Raw genomic sequence first — 21,035 nt, 5'->3', positions numbered from 1 at the left:
CACGCGAGCATGCCGCTGGGCAGGCACACGCCTGCCCGGCTCACGACCGAAAGGACGTCATGCTCCGTCGACATGACCGGCCCTCCCGGGCCGGGCGAGCGCTGCTCGCGGCCGCCGCCGCGGGGGCGGTGACGCTGGGAGCCGCACTCCCGGCCGCTGCCCTGCTGCCCATGCGTTACGACATCGAGCCGGGCTCGCCCGTGCTCCTCAGCGAGATCGCTGCCGGTGGTGCGGGCGCGACCTCGCAGGCCAACCGCGACGCGGACAAGAACTTCATCGAGATGACCAACTACGGCACCGAGCCGGTCGACATCTCGGGCTGGAAGGTCTACCGCTGCGGCCAGACCGGTGGGGGCTACGGCCCCCAGGCCGTCGTCGCCGACGGCACCGTCCTGCAGCCGGGGGACCAGTACACCGCGGCGCGGGAGGGGTCCGGCTACGACGCCGACTCCTTCTACGGCACCAGCCTGCACGTGTTCGGCTTCGGGGCCTTCATCGAGGACGCGAGCGGCCAGCGTGTGGACGCCATCGGCTTCTACCACGAGGACATCGCCACCGACTGCGACGTCGAGGGTCAGTGGCTCCAGCGCGGCCTCCAGCACCGCCTCGACGAGTCCCACCAGCGCGTGGGGAACACCGGTGACATCGAGCAGGACTGGGCCATCGCCCCCCGCACCGTCGGCGCCCCCAACGTCACCGAGCACGACGTCGCCACCGTGGACAACGGACTGCGCTTCTCCGAGCTCAACAGCAGCGGCGCGCAGAGCACCGCCGACCAGTACGTCGAGATCACCAACTACGGTGAGGCCCCGGTCGACATGAGCGGGTACCAGCTCTTCCGCTGCGGCGAGAACGGCACCCAGTACCTCCAGGTCGGTGCGCTCCCGGACGGGTCGGTCCTCGAGCCCGGCGACAGCTACGTCGCCGCACGCGACGGCGGCGCCTACGCGGCCGACGCCGACGTCACCTACGGCACCTCGATGCACTGGCGCGACTTCGGCGTCATGCTCCTCACGGGTGAGGACGAGATCGTCGACCGCGTGGGCGTCTACGACAACCGCAACAGCCCCTGCACCGCGGGCTCGCCGATCGACGAGAAGCTCAACCACTTCGACGACACCACCTACCAGCGCGTGTCGGACACCGGTGACAACCTCACCGACTTCGTCGTCACCGCCACCCGCACCCCTGGCGTGGACGACCCCACCACCGACTACGCCCCCGCCCCGACCTTCGGGGGCCTGCGGGACGTGCGGCTGAGCGAGATCGCCGCCGCCGGACCGGCCGGCGGGGACGACGAGTTCTTCGAGCTGGGCAACTACGGCGACCAGCCCGTCGACCTCTCCGGCTGGAGCGCCTACCGCTGCTACGGCACCGGGCAGCCCGGCATCGGCACGAACGTCCAGATCGCCGACCTCGGCGTGACCCTGCAGCCGGGGGAGACCTACCTCGGTGTCGCCGCCGGGGCGCCGACCGCTCTGCGTGAGGTCGCGGACGGCACCTACCCCACCGGCCTCAACTCGGGGGACGGCTACGGCATGTACATCACCGACGCCGACGGCGCCCTCGTCGACGCCGTCGCCTCCTACGACGTCAACGTCAACCAGTACACCCCCTGCCGCCTGGGCGAGGAGACCCGGAACTGGACGAAGAACGACCTCGGCGAGAGCTACACGCGCGCCCAGCACCTCGGCGACAACGAGCTCGACTTCGTCGTCACCGCCGAGCGCACCCCCGGCGAGCTGCGCGACGCCGAGTACGTCGACCCCACCGAGCCGCTGCCCGGTGAGCTGGACCCGGTGAGCGTGGACACCGACCACGTCCCCGGCACCCCCGCCGTCTCCACCGACGACGACCGGACCAGCGTGACGACGGCGGACGAGGGCGGCACGTCCCTCGAGCTCAGCGCCCGCGTGGCCGACCTGCGCGACTCCGCCGACATCGTCGTCCGTCAGGGCGTGAGCACCGAGCCGGTGCCCGCGACCCTCGCGGTCGACGGCGAGGAGGTCGTCGAGGAGGCCGGTGAGGTCACCGGCACCGACGGTTTCCCGTTCCAGCGCTTCGAGGTGCCCGCGGACGGGCCCGTCGAGGTCGTGTGGACGGGCACCGCGACCCTGCGCAACGAGCTCCAGCTCCTGCTCTGGGACGACGGCGCGTGGCAGCTGCTCGAGGCGGCCGTGCCGTCCGCGGACGGTGACGTCACGCTCGTCGGCGAGGTGCCGTCGGCGGCGGTCGCCGACGGCGTCGCCCACGTCATGGTCATCGACGGCCCCCGCACGAGCGGTGGCCTGCTCGACGAGGTCGGCGTGCGGGACAGCGCCTTCGTCGACCCGGGCCGCTACGACGTCGCCATCAACCACATGACCGACACCCAGTTCCTCGCCGAGGGTTTCCGCGACGTCTTCCGCCAGATGGTCACGTGGGTGGTCGCCAACGCCGACGCCCGCAACATCGGCTACAACACCCTGACCGGCGACATCATCGAGAACTGGATGAACGGCAACCACGCCGAGGAGCGCGCCGACCGCGAGTTCCAGGCGGCGCAGGACATCATGAGCCTGCTGGGCGACGCCGAGATTCCCAACGGCGTGCTGCCCGGCAACCACGACAACATGTGGGGCCACAACAACGACAAGTACAACGACTACTTCCCGGTGAGCATGTACGAGGACCGGCCCTGGTACGGGGAGCCGTGGGCGCCGGGGGACAACTCCGCGCACACCGACTACTTCTCCGCCGGCGGCACGGACTTCCTCGTCGTCAGCCTGCCCTACCGCCCGTCGGACGAGCAGATGGCGTGGGCCGCGGAGCAGGCCGCCGCGCACCCCGACCACAGCGTCGTCCTCGCCGTGCACTCCTACCTGCACACGAGCGGTGAGCGTGACGGCGTCGACCGCCGCTACACGGCCACCGGCAACGACGTGTGGGAGACGGTCGTCGCGCCGAACGACAACGTCTTCCTCGTCCTCGGCGGTCACTACCACGGCGTCTCCACGATGTTCGCGGACCCGGTGACGGGTGAGCAGACCGACGCGACGGAGCTGTCTCCCGACGTCGTCGCCGTCAGCAACGTCGGCGCCACGGGGCGCACCGTCGTCGAGATGCTCGCCGACTACCAGGGCTACCGCTCCACCCAGGCGGAGGACCCGACCGTCACCCGGGACGACATGCTCGACCGCGACACCGGTTTCCAGCGGCTGCTCCAGCTGGACCTCGACGCCGGGCTCATGGCGGTCAACGCCTACTCCCCGACGCTCGACACCTTCGAGGCGTGGCGCTACGACGAGCCGGCGTTCCGCGGGGAGAACGCGCGCTACGACGCGACGGACGAGGAGCTCGTCGTCCCGGTCGACCTCGTGCGCTCGACGACGCTGCGCCCGACCGCCTTCGCGGTGACCGCACCGTCCACCGAGGTGGTGTCCGCCTCCGCGGCACCGGGTGAGCCCGTGGCCGTCCCGGTCGCGGCCACCGACGTCGACCAGCTCTGGTTCGCGCGTGTGACCGACGACGACGGCAACGTCGTCACCTCCCTGCCCACGGTCCTGCCTGCGGCGACCGAGGAGCCGGAGCCCGAGCCCGAGCCGGAGCCGGAGCCGGAGCCGGAGCCGGAGCCGGTGGACCGTCGCACCGCTGAGTTCCACCTGTCCAACACGTGGCGCGGGTCCACGGACGTGCACTTCATGTACGGCCGCTGGGCCGACGAGGTGTACATCGGTGACTGGGACGCGGACGGCCGTGACTCGGTCGCGGTACGCCGCGGGAACGAGTTCCACGTGACCAACCGCTTCGGCGGCGGCGCCCCGGACGAGGTGTTCCACTACGGCCGCGAGGGCGACACGGTCCTCGTCGGCGACTGGGACGGGGACGGGACCGACACCTTCGCGGTGCGTCGTGGGGCGGAGTACCACGTGAAGAACTCCCTGAACCCCGGGGACGCCGATGTCGTCTTCCGCTACGGCCGCGCCGACGACGAGGTGCTGGTCGGCAGCTGGAACGGCGCCGGTGGAGACACCTTCGCGGTGCGTCGCGGGCAGGTCTACCACGTGCGCAACTCGCTGACCGGTGGCCCGGCGGACGTCGTCCTCGCCTACGGCAGGGCGGACGACGTCGTGCTGGCCGGTGACTGGGACGGTGACGGCCGTGACAGCTTCGCCGTCCAGCGTGGGCGGACCTACCACGTGAACAACTCCCTGCGCGGCGGGGACGCGGACACGGTCGTCACCTTCGGCCGCGAGGGTGACGAGGTCTACGTGGGTGACTGGGACGGAAACGGCAGCGACACCATCGGTGTGCGCCGCCCCGTCGGCCAGGCCCCGGCCACGGCCGGCGGCGCCGCCAAGGAGGTCACCGCCCTCACCAAGGCCGGCTGACAAGCACCTCCGTGCGCCGACAGCTGGGTCCTGCCCGGTGCGGGATCCAGCTGTCGGTGTGGGCGGGACGGTAGCCGCGTGGTGGAAGTCACGGCCCCGGACGGGCCCTGGGATTTTCACCGGCGGCGTCGGGCGGCTATGCTCGTTCTCGGCCCTGCGGGGTCATGCGCCCGTAGCTCAATGGATAGAGCATCTGACTACGGATCAGAAGGTTGGGGGTTCGAGTCCCTCCGGGCGCACATCGTTTGAGACAGCGATCAGAACGGCCCCAGCACGGCGAGAGCCCGCTGGGGCCGTTCTCGTTCTCCTCGGGCGTCCGGCGGCGCGGACGGAGGCCCCCGCAGGCTGAGCCTGGCGGGGGCCTCGCGTCGGCGGCCGTCTCAGCGGCGGATGCCGAGGGTGTCCTTGCCGTCGCCGTTCCAGTCACCGACGAGCGTGGTGTCCTCGTCGCGGCCGTACTTGAGCACAACGTCCGCGTCGCCGCCGCGGATCGCGTTCTTCACGTAGTAGGTGCGCTCGCGCCGCACGGTGAGTGAGTCGCGGTTGTCGCCGTCCCAGTCGCCGACGTACACGTCGTCGTCGGGCCGGCCGTAGGTGACGACGTGGTCGGCGTCGCCACCGCGGATGGCGTTCTTCAGGTGGTAGATCTTCTCGCGGCGCACGGCGAGGGTGTCGCGGCCGTCGCCGTCCCAGTCCCCGACGAGGATGGTGTCCTGGTTCCGGCCGTAGTGGACGACGTGGTCCGCGTCCCCGCCCTGGACGGAGTTCTTCACGTGGTAGGTCTTGCCGCGGCGGACGGCGAAGGTGTCGACGCCGTCGCCGTCCCAGTCACCCACGTACACGGCGTCCCCGGCGCGGCCGTAGTCGATCGCCTGCGTGGGGGCGCCGGCGCTGGCGCTGTCGCGGATGTAGAAGGTCTTGCCCGCCCGGTAGGCGATGGAGTCGCGACCGTCGCCGTCCCAGTCGCCCACGTAGCTGCGGCCGCCGGTGTTGCCGTACTGGAAGACGTACCTCGCACTGCCCGAGAAGGTGTCGGCCAGGTGGTAGACGTTGCCCGTCCCGCCGATCCCGCCGTCGACGATGTCCCGGGTGCTGCTGCCGTCCTCGGCCGGGATCGGGCGCGCCGGCGCCGCGCTCGGGCGGCTCCCGCGGCCCAGGTGCTGGGTGATCTCCCGGTCGACGATGCCGGCGAACTGGCCCCAGCGGTAGTGGTCCTCGCGCGCGGGCCACGTGGCGTCGGTGATGAAACCGGCGCGCGTGTACCAGCTGTACCCGCCGCGGGCACCCCACGGCTTGGCCGAGTACCCGTCCTCGTCCGCGGTGCCCGTGTCGAAGGACACGACGGTCGAGGCCTTGTACCTGGACGAGAAGCGTGGGGTGCCCACCGGCCCCCCGCCGTAGGCGATGGCGATGGCGAGGTCGACGGAGTGGGCCTCGCCGTGGGCGGGCAGGAAGAAGCGGGTGGTCCACTGCGCGCCGGAGGAGTAGCCACCGATGACCACGCGGTCCAGATCGATGTCGTACTGCGCCTTCACCCGCGCCACGAGGTCGGAGGACCAGCGCGCCTTGCCAGGCGCGTGGGCGACGTCGTACCAGCAGTTGTCGGAGTCGTCGCAGTCCGGCCCCGGCGCCTCCGGTGTCAGGAGGAGCATGTTGTGCTTCCGTGCCACGGCGACCAGGCCCTTGCTGCCGTCCGCGTCGAGGAGGAAGTCGCTGTTGGGCTCGTCCAGCCCCAGGCCGCCGGAACCGTCGGTGTAGACGAGCAGCCCCACGGGCCGCGACCAGTCCAGGCCCGCGGCGAAGAGGTGATAGCTCGACGTGTACCCGCTCGAGGTGAAGGGCACGTCGAGCCGGTTGCTGCGCGGCCCGCCGGAGCCGCCTGTCGAGTCGGCCGACGCCGGTGCGACGGCACCGGCGGTGGCCAGCCCGAGCGCGGCGAGGGTGACGACGGCGGTCCGGACGAGACGTCGGTACACAGGCACTCCCGAGGTTGGAGGGCGGCAACCCGGGTCGGGCGGCCCCTTCCTCCGGATGATCGGCTCGCGCGCGCGGTCGTTGAGCGCTGCCCCGAAACTGCCTCGTCCGTGCGCGCTGGTGGCCTGCCGACTGTCCGGCCTACCTGTATCCACATGTCGGAGCCACACATGGCGGCTTTTGCTTGACAAGCGACGTAAGTCCTCCATACGGTGCGAACATGCCTGTTATGGGGGTCACAGTTGACCGTAAGCGCGAGGCTGCCGACGCTGGCAGCTATCGCGCAGGAATCGTCGGTGCCGGGTTCATGGGGGGCGTGCACGCGCGCGCCGTCCGGGTGAACGGCGGAGAGGTCGTGGGGGTGGTCGCGAGCAGTGAGGACCGCTCGGCCCGGGCCGCCGACGAGCTCCTCGCCACCCGCCTGTTCACGGACGTCGACGAGCTGCTCGCCTCAGAGGACGTCGACGTCATCCACGTCTGCACGCCCAACCACCTGCACCACGAGCTGACCATGCGCGCGCTCGGCGCGGGCAAGCACGTCGTGTGCGAGAAGCCGCTCGCAACCACCCCGGGGGACGCCGCGCAGATGCACGAGGCGGCGGAGACGGCCGGCCTCGTCGGCGCCGTGCCCTTCGTCTACCGCTTCCACCCCATGGTCCGCGAGGCCCGCGAGAGGGTCCGGCGCGGCGAGCTCGGCCGCATCGTCCTCGCCCACGGCTCCTACCTGCAGGACTGGCTCTCCGGCCCGGAGGACGACAACTGGCGTGTCGACGCCCGCCTCGGCGGTGCCACCCGAGCCTTCGGTGACATCGGCTCCCACTGGTGCGACCTCCTCGAGTTCGTCACGGGGGACCGGATCACGGCCGTCAGCGCACGCAGCGCCACCGTCAACGCCGAGCGGGGCGCCGACCGGTCCGCGGTCGACACCGAGGACCTCGTCGCGCTCCAGTTCGAGACCGCGGCGGGGGTCGTCGGCACGGCCACGATCTCCCAGGTCTCCCCCGGCCGGAAGAACCGGCTGTTCCTCGAGGTCTCCGGCGCCACCTCGACCGTCGCCTTCGACCAGGAGGAGTCGGAGAAGCTGTGGCTCGGCGCCCGCGACGGCTCCCGCCTGCTGGTCCGTGACCCCGACACCCTCTCCGCACCCGCCGCCCAGTACGCCGGCGTCCCGGCCGGGCACCCGCAGGGCTACCAGGAGTGCTTCGCCAGCTTCGTCGCCGACACCGCTCGCACCATCGCCGGCCAACCGGTCGACGGGCTGCCGACCTTCGCGGACGGGCTGCGCGCCACGCGGCTGGCCGACGCCGTCGTCCGTTCCGCCGCCTCCCGCACCTGGGTGGAGGTCGCGCCGTGAGCGCAGCCGCCCCGCTGCTCCGGATGAGCGGCATCACCAAGTCCTTCTTCGGCGTCCAGGTGCTCACCGGCATCGACCTCGAGGTCCGCGCCGGAGAGGTCCACGCGCTCGTCGGGGAGAACGGCGCGGGCAAGTCGACGCTCATGAAGATCCTCGCCGGCGTCCAGCCCGCCGACAGCGGCACCATCGAGCTCGACGGCGCGCCCGTCTCCTTCGCCCACCCGCTCGAGGCCCAGGCCGCCGGTGTCACGACCGTCTTCCAGGAGTTCAACCTCCTGCCCGAGCGGACGGTGGCCGAGAACGTCTACCTCGGTCGCGAGCCGCGCCGACGTGGCCTCGTCGACCGCGCCCAGATGGTCCGCGACACCGCCGACCTCCTCGCGACCCTCGGCGTGGACACCATCGCCCCGGACGTCAAGGTTCGCGCGCTGTCCGTCGCCGAGCAGCAGGTCGTCGAGATCGTCAAGGCGATGTCCTTCGACGCCCGGATCATCTCCATGGACGAGCCCACCGCGGCGCTCGCCGACCACGAGGTCGAGCTGCTCTACCGCCTCGTGCGCCGCCTGCAGGAGCGCGGCGTCGCCGTCCTGTACGTCTCGCACCGGCTCAAGGAGATCTTCGACCTGTGCGACCGGATCACCATCCTCAAGGACGGCAGCCTCGTCGACACGGTCGACACCGCGGGCATCACCTCCGACGAGCTCGTCCGGAAGATGGTCGGCCGCTCGATCAGCGCCCTGTTCCCCCAGCCGCGGGAGGGCACCCGAACGGGTGACGTCCGCCTGGCCGTGCGGGGCGTGGGCAACCACATGGTCCGCGACATCAGCTTCGAGGTCCGCGCCGGGGAGATCGTCGCCCTCGCCGGCCTCCAGGGCAGCGGGCGCACCGAGATCGCCCACGGCCTGTTCGGCGTCGAGCGCTTCCGCACCGGTGAGGTGTACGTCGACGGGAAGCGCGTGGACCCGCGGTCACCTCGCGAGGCGGTGCGCTCGGGACTGGCCCTGGTCACCGAGGACCGCAAGGCCGAGGGCCTGGCCCTCAACCAGTCCGTCGCCGCCAACGCCCGGCTCGTGCTCGACGCCGTCTCGCCCCGCCGGGCCGGCCGCGGTGCCCGCCGCATCCCCGAGATCCTCTCCTCCCTCGAGCTCGCTGCCCGCAGCGGCAGCCACGAGGTCCGCTTCCTCTCGGGCGGCAACCAGCAGAAGGTCGTCCTGGCCAAGTGGCTCGTCACCGACCCCGGCGTCATCGTCATGGACGAGCCCACCCGAGGCATCGACGTCGGGGCGAAGCGGGCCGTCTACGAGCTCATGCGCGACCTCGCCGCCGAGGGCGTGGCCATCGTCCTCATCTCCTCCGAGCTGCCGGAGGTCATCGGCATGGCCGACCGGATCATCGTGCTGCACGACGGTGAGATCAGCGGCGAGCTGCCCGGCGGCAGCGACGAGGAGGCCGTCATGGCCCTCGCCACCCGCCACGACGCGTTGGAGGAGAGCGCATGATGACCGCCACCCCAGAGGTCACCGCCCCGAGCAGCCCCGCCGGCACCGCTCCCACGCGGCGCTCGCCGCTGCGCTCGGTGCCGCTCATCTACGTCGCCCTGCTGATCCTCCTCGTCGTCGCCGGGGTGCTCCTCGCGATGCGGGGGGACAACCTCTTCAGCGGCGGCTCGGTCATCGACATCCTCACCCGCTCCAGCCTGCTCGGCTTCATCGCCATCGGGCAGACCCTCGTCATCTTGTGCCGCTCCCTGGACCTGTCGGTCGGCTACGTGGCCGCCCTGAGCAGCCTCGTCGCCGCCGTCGTCATGGACGGTGACGAGTCCCGCGTGCTGCTCGGCGTCGCGGCGGCGCTGGGCGTCTCGGCCGCCGTCGGTCTGTTCAACGGCATCGTCACGACCAAGCTCGGCGTCCACGCCTTCATCACGACGCTCGGCTCGGGACTCATCATCAAGGGGTTCCTCGACACCCGCTACCCCGGCCCGTCCGGCTCGGTCCCCGCGTCCTTCCAGGGCTTCGGCTACACGCGCATCGGGGTGCTGCCGCTCTCGGCGGTCATCATGCTCGTCATCGCCGGCCTCGGTGTCCTCATGCTCCACCGCACCCGGCTGGGCCACAGCATGTTCGCCGTCGGTGGCAACATCGACGTCGCTCGGCTCTCCGGCATCCGCACCGACCGCACCCTCGTCGTCGCGCACGTCCTGTGCTCGACCATGGCGGGGCTGGCCGGCCTGCTCCTCGCCGCGCGCTTCAGCACGGGCGTCGGAGCCCAGATCTACGGCTCCGGCTACGACCTCGACTCCATCGCCGCCGTCGTCCTCGGTGGCACGCTCCTGCTCGGCGGACGGGGCGGGATCGGCGGCACGATCGCCGCCGTCCTCATCCTCGGTGTCCTCGACAGCCTCTTCAACAGCCTGCAGATCAACCCGTTCTTCCGCGACGTCCTGCGCGGCACCATCATCATCGCGGCCGTGGCGCTGTACGCCCGCCGCCAGATCGACCCGAAGAAGGCCAGAGCGCGGTTCCGGGACGCGGCGTCCCGACGCGCGAGACCGGCTCCGGCGACCGAAGGGGGCGGCTCATGAGCACCCGTACCGAGGCTGCGCGTCCTGCGCGGCCCTCCGTCCTCACGGCGTTGCGCCAGAACGGCAGCGGTCCGGTGCTCGTCGTGCTGGCCACCCTCATCGCGGTCATGCTCGTCCTCAACCCCGGGTTCTACGAGCCGCCGTCGCTCATGGCCTTCCTGCGCAACGCGGCGCCGCTCGTCGTCCTCGCGATCGGGCAGTACTTCGTCATCGTCTCCGGCGAGTTCGACCTCTCGGTTGGCAGCCTCGTCGGTGCGCAGGTGGTCATCGCCGCCAAGCTCATCAACGGCGAGGAGGACCGGACCTGGCCGGTCATCGCGCTGATGATCGGGTTCGGACTGCTCGTGGGCCTCGTCAACGGCCTCGTCACCACGCTGCTGCGGGTGCCCTCCTTCATCACGACGCTGGGCACGATGCTCGTCCTCTACGGCGCCATCCGGCTGTGGACCGGCGGCGCGCCCACCGGTGCCCTCTCGGAGAGCTTCCGCCAGTGGGGCCGCATGGGCATCGACATGCCCGTGCTGCGCCAGCTGCCCTACGCGCTCCTCATCATGGTGGCGCTCGCGGTCGTCGGGATCCTCCTCATGCGGTCCTCCTACGGGCGCGTGCTCGTCGCCACGGGCGACAACGACACCGCCGCCGCCTTCGCCGGCGGCCGCGTCTGGGTCGTGCGCACCGGCGCGTTCGTCCTCTCGGCCCTCTTCGCGACGGTGGCGGGCATCCTCGTCGGCGGGTTCGCCGGCGTCACCGCGCAGGTCGGTCAGGGCATGGAGTTCACCGCGATCACCGCCGTCGTCCTCGGTGGCGTGCTCCTCGGCGGTGGCCGCGGGTGGATCGTCGGGGCGATCGCCGGTGCGCTGACCTACCAGCTCCTCGAGCGCCTGCTCGTCCAGCTCGACATGCCCTCGACGCTCAACCCCACGATCCAGGGCGTCATCATCATCGCCGCCGTCGCCTTCGCGGCGAACCAGTCACGCATGCGCCGCGGCCGCCGGACCGCCCCGCAGACCCCCGCGGAGCCCCAGCCTGTGGGAGCCGCATGACCTGAGCCGTCGTTCTGTCCGCCCGTCCGCCCCACGAACCCCATGACCCCACATCGCTACCAAGGAGGGTACTGATGAAGCGCACCACGCTCCGCCTCACCGCAGGCGTCCTCGGCCTGGGCCTCGTCCTCACGGCCTGCACCACCGACACCCCGTCCGAGTCCGCGGACCCCACGACCGCCGCTACCCAGGACGCCGGTGACGACGCCGGCGACGGCACCGGCGACGAGGGCGGCACGCCCGAGGGCGAGTTCTTCGTCCGCGCCGACTACGAGCGTGAGCTCGCCCAGCGCGACATGGAGCCCGAGGGTGACCCGAGCACCCCGTGGCTGCAGATGATCGAGCCCATCGAGATGGTCGACACCTCCGAGTTCGCCGTCGAGGGGGCGCAGACGCTGTGCTTCTCCAACGCCTCGGTGTCCAACCCGTGGCGTGTCACCGGCTTCACCACGATGCAGCAGCAGGTCGAGGTCCTCCAGGAGGAGGGCGTCATCGGCGAGTTCCGCGTCGCGGACGCCGGCGACGACGACAACAAGCAGATCTCCGACATCCAGTCCTTCATCTCCGACGGCGACTGCGGCGCCATCATCATCTCGCCCTCGACGACGGCGACCCTCACCCCCGCCGTCGAGGCGGCCTGCGAGAGCGGCGCACCCGTCATCGTCTTCGACCGCGGCGTCAACACCGACTGCCCCGTCACCTTCATCCACCCGATCGGTGGCTACGCCTACGGGGCCACCGGTGCGGAGTTCCTCGTCGACAACCTCGAGCCCGGCTCGAGCGTGCTGGCGCTGCGGATCCTGCCCGGCGTGGACGTCCTCGAGCACCGCTGGGGCGCCGCGAACGACATCTTCTCCCAGAACGACATCGAGGTGGTGGGCGAGGAGTTCACCGGCGGCGACGCCGCCCAGATCAAGGACATCGTCACCCAGTACCTCCAGCGCGGGGACGTCGACGGCATCTGGATGGACGCCGGTGACGGCGCCGTCGCCGCCGTCGAGGCCTTCGAGGACATGGGCGCGGACTACCCCGTCTTCGTCGGTGAGGACGAGCTGAGCTTCATGCGCAAGTGGGAGGAGACGGGGATGACGGCGATCGGCCTGAGCTACTCCAACTTCCAGTGGCGCACGCCCGTCCTGGCCGCCGAGATGATCTGGAACGGTGAGGAGGTGCCGGCCGAGTGGGTGCTCCCGCAGCAGCCGATCACCGACGCCGACCTCGCCGAGTACCTCGAGCGGAACGCCGACATGCCCTCGCTGCACTACGCCAAGTTCGGCGGCGAGGACCTCCCGGGCTTCCCCGAGGCCTGGCAGGGCAACTAGCACGACCCCGCTGTGGGGCGCCGGTCACCGGCGCCCCACAGCGTCCCGCCGGGGGGCGCGGCCGCCCGGCCCGACGAAGTGGATGGACGATGACGTCTCGCCTGATCGGCGTGAACACCTGGGTGTGGACCTCCCCGCTCACCGACGACTCCCTGCGTCGCCTCGCGCCGCAGATCAAGAACTGGGGCTTCGACCTCGTCGAGCTCCCTGTCGAGCACCTGGGCGACTGGGACCCGGCCGCCGCCGCGACGCTGCTCGAGGACCTGGGCCTGGGCGCCACCGTCACGCTCGTCATGGGCGAGGGCAGCGAGCTCGTCGCCGCCGACGCGGCCACGGTGCGCGCCACCCAGGACTACCTGCGGGGCGTGATCGACGCCGCCCACGCCGTCGGCTCCGCCGTCATCGCCGGGCCGGCCTACGCCTCCGTGGGCCGCACCTGGCGGATGGACGACGACGAGCGGCGCCGCTGCTACGCCGAGCTCGCCGAGAACCTCGCTCCGGTGGCCGAGCACGGTCGCCAGGCCGGGGTGCGGATCGCCGTCGAGCCGCTCAACCGCTACGAGACCTCGCTCATCAACACGGTCGACCAGGCGCTGGAGGCGCTCGCACCGGTGCCCGACGTCGGCATCCTTCTCGACGTCTACCACCTCAACATCGAGGAGACCGACGTGCCTGCGGCGATCCGCCGGGCCGGCTCCCGCATCGCGCACGTGCAGGTGTGCGCGAACGACCGCGGCGCCCCCGGCGCCGACCACCTGCCCTGGCCCGAGATCCTCACGGCGCTCGACGACGCCGGTTACTCGGGCCCGCTGTGCATCGAGTCCTTCACGGCCGAGAACGCGACCATCGCGACGGCCGCGTCCATCTGGCGGCCGCTCGCCGCCAGCCAGGACGCGATCGCGGTCGACGGTCTGGCCCACCTGAAGGGGTTGATGCGCAGGAGCTGACGGGGGTGAACCGTCCACTGTCGGGCGGTCGGAATGGCAAGCAGATGTGCGATCCAATGGAGGAATTCGTCTCATGAGCACCTCACGTCCCGGTTGGGGACGGACGGTGGCGTCGGTCGCGGTGAGTGCGTTGGGCCTGTCCCTGCTCACCGCGATGCCGGCGTCCGCCGCCATCGAGCCAGATCACGACATCATCGACACGCGGGAAGGCGACCGGGCCAACGTCCTCGTCTTCACCGAGACCGCCGCCTGGCGTCACGGCGACACCATCGAGCAGGGCACGCCCCTGCTGATGGACTCCTTCGCGGAGGCGGGCATCGGGTCGGTGTGGACCGAGGACTCCTCGATCTTCACCGACGAGGACCTCGCGCAGTTCGACGCCCTCGTCATGTTCCAGACCTCCGGAGACCCGTGGACCGCGGACGAGAAGGAGGCCCTGGAGTCCTACCAGCAGGCCGGTCACGGCATCGTCGCCATCCACAACGCCACCGACATGCGCGGCGACTACGAGTGGTGGGACAACCTCATCGGCGCGCTCATGCCCGGCCACGCCGCCACCGGCACGGACCCGGGCCTGCCCGGCACGGTCCGCGTCGAGGACCAGGCCCACCCGTCCACCGACCACCTCCCGCAGCGGTGGGAGCGCTCGGACGAGTGGTACAACTACTCGGCCAACGTCCGTGGCGAGGCGCACGTCCTCGCCACGATGGACGAGTCGACCTACGAGCCCGGCGGCAACGCCATGGGCTACGACCACCCGATCTCGTGGTGCAAGCTCTACGACGGCGGCCGCGCCTGGTCCACCGGCATGGGTCACTTCCCCTCCCACTTCGAGGAGCCCGAGCTGCTCGGCCACATCCTCGGTGGGGTCGAGTGGGCCGCGGGCCTGGCCGAGGGTGACTGCGGCGGCACGAACTGGGACATGTACGAGCGGGTTGCGCTCGACCAGAACACGTCCGCGCCCTTCGGCATGGACATCGCCGACGACGGGCGCGTCTTCTTCACCGAGCTCGTCCGCGGGCAGGTGCGGGTCTACGACCCGCAGACGCACACGACGACGACGGCGCTCGAGCTGGACGTCTACTCCGGCGGTGAGGACGGGCTGCTCGGCATCGCGCTCGCCCCGGACTTCGCCGAGAGCGGGCACCTGTACCTGTACTACTCCCCGGCCAGCGAGGACGACACCGACCCCGCGAACTTCTTCAGCCAGCTCTCACGGTTCACCATGGACCACGAGACGGGGATCATCGAGCCGGAGACCGAGCGGGTGCTGCTCGAGGTCCCGGCCCGGCGCCTGCCCGACGAGCCCGGCCACACCGGTGGCGTCGTCGAGATCGACGCGGACGGCAACCTCTACCTCGGCGTCGGTGACGACGTGAACCCGCACTCCGAGCCCTCGGGCGGCTACGCGCCGATCTCCGAGCGCGACGGTGAGTTCCACGACGCCCGGGCCACCTCCGCCAACTCCAACGACCTGCGCGGCAAGATCCTGCGGATCACGCCGCTGGAGGACATCGCCCCCGACGCGGAGCCGGGGATCGGCAGCACGTACTCGATCCCCGAGGGCAACATGTTCGACGAGTCCGAGGACACCGAGGACAAGACGCTGCCCGAGATCTACGCGATGGGCTTCCGCAACCCCTTCCAGTTCGCCATCGACGAGGAGACCGGCCACCTCTCCCTGGCCGACTACTCCCCGGACAACGGCAGTGACGCTCCGGCGACGCGAGGCCCGGCCGGCATCGCGGAGTGGATGATCATCGAGGAGCCCGGGTTCTACGGCTGGCCGCTGTGCATGGGCGACAACGAGCCCTTCCGGGACGTCGACTACCGGACCAACCCGGTCACGGTGGGCGACTTCTTCGACTGCGAGAACCCGGTCAACGACTCGATCCACAACACCGGCCTCACCGAGCTGCCCGCCGCCGTCGCCCCCGACATGTGGTACGGCTACCAGCGCGCCTCGCACCCGGAGATCGTCACCCAGGGTGGTGGCCTGGCCCCCATGGGTGGCCCGTTCTACCACTTCGACGCCGAGCTCGACTCGGACACGAAGTTCCCCGAGTACTTCGACGGCCAGCCCTTCTTCTTCGAGTGGGCGCGCAACAAGATGTACTCGCTCCTCCTCAACGAGGACGGCACGGAGCTGGAGAAGGTCAACGCCTTCCTGCCCTCCGAGCCCTTCATGGCCCCGATCGAGGCGAAGTTCGGGCCCGACGGCTCGATGTACGTGCTCGACTGGGGTGGCGGCTTCGGCCGGCACAACCCCGACTCCGGGCTGCACCGCATCGACTACGTCTCCGGCTCCCGCTCGCCGTCCGCCGTCGCCACCGCGACCCCGGACAGCGGCCAGGCACCCCTCGAGGTGACCTTCGACGGGTCCGACAGCAGCGACCCGGAGAACGAGGAGCTCAGCTACGCGTGGGACTTCGACGGTGACGGCGAGACCGACTCCACCGAGGTCAGCCCCACGACGACGTACACCGACAACGGTGTCTACGACGCGCGCCTCACGGTGACCGACCCCCACGGCAAGACGGGGACGACCACCGTGCCCGTCACGGTGGGCAACACCCGCCCGGAGATCAGCTTCAACCTCCCGCCCGACGGCGCCTTCTTCGACTTCGGTGACGACGTCACCTGGGACGTCGAGGCGTCCGACGCCGAGGAGGAGATCGCCGACGAGGACGTCATCGTCCAGCCGGCTCTCGGCCATGACGGCCACGCCCACCCGGCCGAGCCGCTCAGCGGACGGACCGGCACGGTCAGCACCAGCCTGGGTGGTGGGCACAGCGACGACATGAACGTCTTCTACGTGCTCGACGCCCGCTACACCGACTCCGGCGGTGACGGCGTCCCCGCCCTCACCGGGCAGGACACCTCGCTGCTCTTCGGCAAGGTCCGCGAGGCGGAGTTCTACGCCGAGTCCGACGGTGTCACGGCCGCGGCCTCCCGCGACGTCGAGGGCCACGGCACCTCGATCAGCGGGCAGGACGGAGCCTGGGCGTCCTACGACCCGGTCAACCTCATCAACATCGACCGTCTGCTCCTGCGGGTCGCCTCGGCGACCGGCGGGGACATCGAGCTGCGGAAGGACGCGCCCGACGGCGAGCTCCTCGCCACGGCCGAGGTCCCCTCCACCGGGGGGCTGTCCCGCTACACGGACGTGGCCGTCGAGGTCGCCGACCCGGGGGAGTCCTTCGAGCTGTACGTCGTCTTCCCCGGTGAGGGCGAGCGCAGGCTCAACTTCATCGAGGCCGACGGCAAGGGGGTCTCGCCGACGACCAAGCCGCGGGTGAGCATCACCGCACCGACCGGCGCGGAGTTCCTCGAGCCCGGTGAGGTCACCGTGACCGCCGAGGCGACGGACGCGGAGAACGAGATCACCCAGGTCGAGTTCTTCGTCGGCGACGAGTCGATCGGCGTCGACACCGAGGCTCCGTACAGCATCACGTGGGAGGTCGCCGAGGAGTCGGTCTTCCAGCTCACCGCCGTCGCCACCAACGACAACGGCGTGTCGACGACGTCCCGGATCGTGCCGGTCACGGTCGGTGAGCCCTTCGGCGACTTCAGCCAGTACACCAACGCCCGCGGGGAGTTCTCGCGCGGTGAGGACGGCTCGTTCGTCATCACCTCCGGCGGTGGCAACATGTGGAACGCCACGGACGAGTACAGCTCGCTGTACCTGCCCGCCGGCGCGGACGAGAACTGGTCCGCCACGGTGAAGGTCGTCAGCCAGGGCAACTCCCACGGCAGCGCCAAGGCCGGTCTCATCGTGCGCAACGACGTCACCGCACCGGGACAGTCGGCCGGCTACGCCGCGCTCGGCATCCGTCCCAGCGGCGGCTTCGAGTGGCTGCGCTCGACGGACGGCAACGGCCAGCTCAACGCGTCGACGGCCGCCGGCTCCACCGCCTACCCGGCGTGGATGCGCATCGTGCGCGACGGCGACCAGTACACGGCCTTCCACAGCACCGACGGGCAGGACTTCGCCCAGATCGGCCAGCCGGTCACCCTGCCCGGTGCCGCGTCGGTCCAGGACCTGGGCCTGTTCGTCACCGCCCACCACGCGACGGCGACGAGCGAGGTTGTGTTCAGCGACTTCGTCTTCGACGACGACCCCGTGATCCCCGACCCCGACCCCGAGCCGGGGCCCGGACCGGTGTGCCCGGTGTCGATGAGCGACGAGTTCGACGGCGAGGGCCTCGACGCCCAGCGCTGGACGACGGTCCGCGGCGACGTCTCGGTCACCGAGGGCGGGCTGCGCCTGCCGGTCACCACCGGTGACATCGACGGCGCCAACACGGGCCCGATCAGCTTCGTCGGCCAGCCGGTGCCCTCGGGCGAGTGGCAGGTCGACACGCAGGTCACCCTCGCCCACGAGCGGCACTGGCAGTACAGCGGCCTCATGCTGCACTCGGGGGACGACGACTACACCAAGCTGACGTTCACCCGCAGCGACAACGGCAGCCGCTTCCTCGAGTTCTGGACCGAGTCCGGCGGTTCGCGGACCCAGAACGCGGCCAACGTCAACCTCCCGGCCGACGCGCCGGCGTCCGTCCACCTGCGCCTGAGCAGCGACGGGCAGAGCGTGACCGCGGCGTACTCGCTCGACGGCGAGGAGTTCACCACCCTCGACGGCTCCGCGACCCTCGACCCCGAGGCCGTCGTGGGCGTCGTCGCCGCCGGTGACACCGGGGCGGGTGGCGGCGTCGCCGTCGTCGACCATGTCCGGGTGACCCCGGACCGGGAGGACGACGGTGAGCGCGAGCCCAGCGACGAGTTCGAGGGCGACGCCCTCGACGGCTGCCGCTGGGACGCCACGGTGCGCTACAACGACGAGAACGTCTCCGTCGCCGACGGGGAGCTGCACATCGTCACCGCCCCCGGCGACATCAACAACGACAACCCCGACTCGCCGGAGAACTTCATCCTGCAGTCGGCACCCGAGGGTGACTGGACGGTCGAGACGCGCTTCCACGCGCCGCTCATCCACCGGTGGCAGTACGCGGGTCTGCTCGCGTACGGCGACGACGACGAGTACGTCAAGCTCGACGTCGTGGCCCGCAACGAGGCCGGGTCGGCGCTCGACCTGGGTGGCGAGCTCGTCTCCGAGGTCGGCGGCTCCTTCGGGGCCGGCGGCAACCGGTCGATCGACCTGGTCGCCGAGCCCGAGGGCAACTACTGGCACCTGCGGATGAGCCGCACCGGTGACAGCTACGCCGGCTGGGTGAGCGAGGACGGGGAGACCTGGACCTCGCTCGGTGACCCGGTCACCCACGCCGGGGACCTCTCCGCCGTCGGTCTCGTCGCCGTCGGCCCGGAGCAGACCGAGCCGACGACCGTCAGCTTCGACCACTTCCGGGTGGTCGACGGTGACGTCGAGCCGCCGGTCGACGAGGACGCTCCCACGGTGTCGGGCAACGTGCTCGGCACGTCGACCGGCGAGTTCGCGCCGAACGACCGCACGACGCTCGACATCGGCGGCACGGCCACGCTGGTCAAGGACGAGGACGGCACCACCGTGTCCGTCCAGGCGACCGGACTGGCGGCGGGGGAGCGGTACGCCTCGCACCTGCACGACGGCTCCTGCATGGACCACGGTGGTCACTACATGCACGACCCGGACGGTCCGGCGGCCCCGCCGAACGAGATCTGGGCCTCCTCCAGCGGCGACCCGGAGGGCGACCTCCTCGCCAACGGCCGCGGCACCGCGATCGGCTCGGGTGCGGCAACCTGGATCGCCCGGCAGCAGCCGCTGTCGATCATGATCCACGACTCCGAGCCCCCCGGGCTGCCCATCGCCTGCGCCGACTTCGCGGCCTACGAGGCTCCGGCCTCCTTGGTCGCGCAGGCCGACGACGGCGAGGGCTCGGGCGTCGACACGATCGAGTACGCGCTCGACGGCGGCGAGTGGGCCGCCTACGAGGGTGCGGTCGCGGTCAGCGAGCCCGGCGCGCACACGGCGGCCTTCCGGGCCACCGACGCCGCCGGCAACACGAGCGAGGTCCACGAGATCGAGTTCACGGTCGCCGGTGAGGTCGCCGAGCCGACGGAGGTCACGCCCGAGGCCGTGACCTTCACCGACGAGGACGGCACCGAGGACGACACGTTCACGGTCCCCGCGGTCGAGGGCGTCGAGTACGTCGTCGACGGCGAGGTCGTCCCCGCCGGCAGCCACCCGGGTTCCGGCACCGTCACGGTGACGGCGCGGGCGGTCGATGGCTACGTGCTCGCCGACGGCGCCAGCACGGAGTGGGAGCACACGTTCTCCACCGAGGGCGGCGAGCCCCCGGCCTGCGAGCCGGGAGAGGTCGAGGAGGGCTACCGCGCCCTGTTCGACGGCACCCAGGAGAGCCTGGACGGCTGGCAGATGGCAGGCCCCGGCAGCTTCGAGCTGCAGGAGGACTGCTCGATGCTCAGCGTCGGCGGCATGGGGCTGCTCTGGTACCCCGAGGAGCTGGGGGCCTACAGCCTCAAGCTCGACTGGATGATGTCCGGGGACGACAACTCCGGCGTCTTCGTCGGGTTCCCCGACCCGGGCGACGACCCGTGGGTGGCCGTCGACGAGGGCTACGAGATCCAGATCGACGCGACGGACGCGGACGACCGCACCACCGGTGCGATCTACACCTTCCAGAGCGCCGACCTGGAGGCCCGCGACGAGGCACTCAACCCGCCGGGGGAGTGGAACTCCTACGAGATCGTCGTCGAGGGACAGAACATCAAGGTGTTCCTCAACGAGGTGCTGGTCAACGACTTCGACAGCACCGAGCCCGAGCGTGACCTCACCTCCGGCTTCATCGGGCTGCAGAACCACGGCGAGGGCGACGACGTCTACTTCCGCAACGTGCGGGTCGCGGACCTCGAGGACACCGACCCCGAGCCGGTGGAGGTGACGCCCGAGGCGGTGACCTTCACCGACGTGGACGGCACCGAGGGCGACACGTTCACGGTCCCCGAGGTCGAGGGTGTGGAGTACCTGGTGGACGGTGAGGTCGTGGAGGCCGGGACCCACCCGGGTTCCGGGACCGTCACGGTCACGGCGCGTGCGCTGGAGGGCTTCGTGCTCGCCGAGGGCGCGGTGGCCGAGTGGTCGTTCACGTTCTCCACCGCTGGTGGGCAGCAGCCGCAGCCCGACCGTCGGGGGGCGGAGTTCCACCTGTCCAACAGCTGGGCCGGGTCCACGGACGTGCACTTCATGTACGGCCGCTGGGTCGATGAGGTGCTCATCGGTGACTGGGACGGCGACGGCACGGACACCATCGCGGTGCGTCGTGGGAACCGGTTCCACGTGTCCAACGCCCAGCAGGGTGGGGACGCGGACACCGTCATCACCTACGGGCGTCCTGGTGACGTCATCCTCGTGGGTGACTGGGACGGGGACGGCACCGACACCTTCGCGGTGCGTCGCGGGGCCGAGTACCACGTGAAGAACTCCCTG

At 71.1% G+C, this 21,035-nt stretch carries 9 protein-coding genes and 1 tRNA gene; 9 read left to right on the top strand and 1 reads right to left on the bottom strand.

What is annotated here, in order from left to right:
- The first annotated feature begins 59 nt into the window (after positions 1–59).
- Together DSZ44_RS14260 and DSZ44_RS14255 are read left to right on the top strand one after the other, a co-directional pair.
- On the top strand, positions 60–4,370 hold the full coding sequence (locus DSZ44_RS14260; RefSeq protein WP_110853304.1) for a lamin tail domain-containing metallophosphoesterase family protein: 4,311 nt from the start codon (positions 60–62) through the stop codon (positions 4,368–4,370).
- A 166-nt stretch (positions 4,371–4,536) separates the two neighbouring features.
- Positions 4,537–4,609, top strand: a tRNA-Arg gene (locus DSZ44_RS14255).
- A 141-nt stretch (positions 4,610–4,750) separates the two neighbouring features.
- Here DSZ44_RS14255 and DSZ44_RS14250 read toward each other — a convergent pair.
- Positions 4,751–6,346: an alpha/beta hydrolase family protein gene (locus DSZ44_RS14250; RefSeq protein WP_110853303.1), complete on the bottom strand. Its 1,596-nt coding sequence runs from the start codon at positions 6,344–6,346 to the stop codon at positions 4,751–4,753.
- A gap of 227 nt (positions 6,347–6,573) precedes the next feature.
- Here DSZ44_RS14250 and DSZ44_RS14245 point away from each other — a divergent pair, with 227 nt between their 5' ends.
- The 7 genes from DSZ44_RS14245 to DSZ44_RS14215 all read left to right on the top strand — a co-directional run.
- Entirely contained in the window at positions 6,574–7,698 is a 1,125-nt protein-coding gene (locus tag DSZ44_RS14245) for a Gfo/Idh/MocA family protein (protein WP_110853302.1), read from the top strand.
- 23 nt (positions 7,699–7,721) lie between these two features.
- Entirely contained in the window at positions 7,722–9,197 is a 1,476-nt protein-coding gene (locus DSZ44_RS14240; protein ID WP_110853364.1) for a sugar ABC transporter ATP-binding protein, read from the top strand.
- Positions 9,197–10,279 (top strand): ABC transporter permease, encoded by a 1,083-nt coding sequence (locus DSZ44_RS14235; RefSeq protein WP_110853301.1) that lies wholly within the window; start codon positions 9,197–9,199, stop codon positions 10,277–10,279. The genes DSZ44_RS14240 and DSZ44_RS14235 overlap by 1 nt, the downstream gene beginning before the upstream one ends.
- Positions 10,276–11,322, top strand: coding sequence for an ABC transporter permease (locus DSZ44_RS14230; protein WP_110853300.1), 1,047 nt, complete (start codon positions 10,276–10,278; stop codon positions 11,320–11,322). Before DSZ44_RS14235 ends, DSZ44_RS14230 begins: the two co-directional genes overlap by 4 nt.
- A 74-nt stretch (positions 11,323–11,396) precedes the next feature.
- Complete coding sequence (locus tag DSZ44_RS14225) at positions 11,397–12,644, top strand: substrate-binding domain-containing protein (protein ID WP_110853299.1); 1,248 nt, start codon at positions 11,397–11,399, stop codon at positions 12,642–12,644.
- A gap of 89 nt (positions 12,645–12,733) precedes the next feature.
- Positions 12,734–13,591, top strand: coding sequence for a sugar phosphate isomerase/epimerase family protein (locus tag DSZ44_RS14220; RefSeq protein WP_110853298.1), 858 nt, complete (start codon positions 12,734–12,736; stop codon positions 13,589–13,591).
- 73 nt (positions 13,592–13,664) lie between these two features.
- A partial coding sequence (locus DSZ44_RS14215) for a ThuA domain-containing protein (protein ID WP_146237570.1) occupies positions 13,665–21,035 on the top strand: 7,371 nt, incomplete at its 3' end.

It is taken from the genome of Georgenia satyanarayanai (assembly GCF_900116375.1).
GTDB lineage: Bacteria > Actinomycetota > Actinomycetes > Actinomycetales > Actinomycetaceae > Oceanitalea > Oceanitalea nanhaiensis.
Note: the sequence above shows the minus strand (reverse complement) of the source record. Positions and strands in the feature narration are given on the sequence as shown.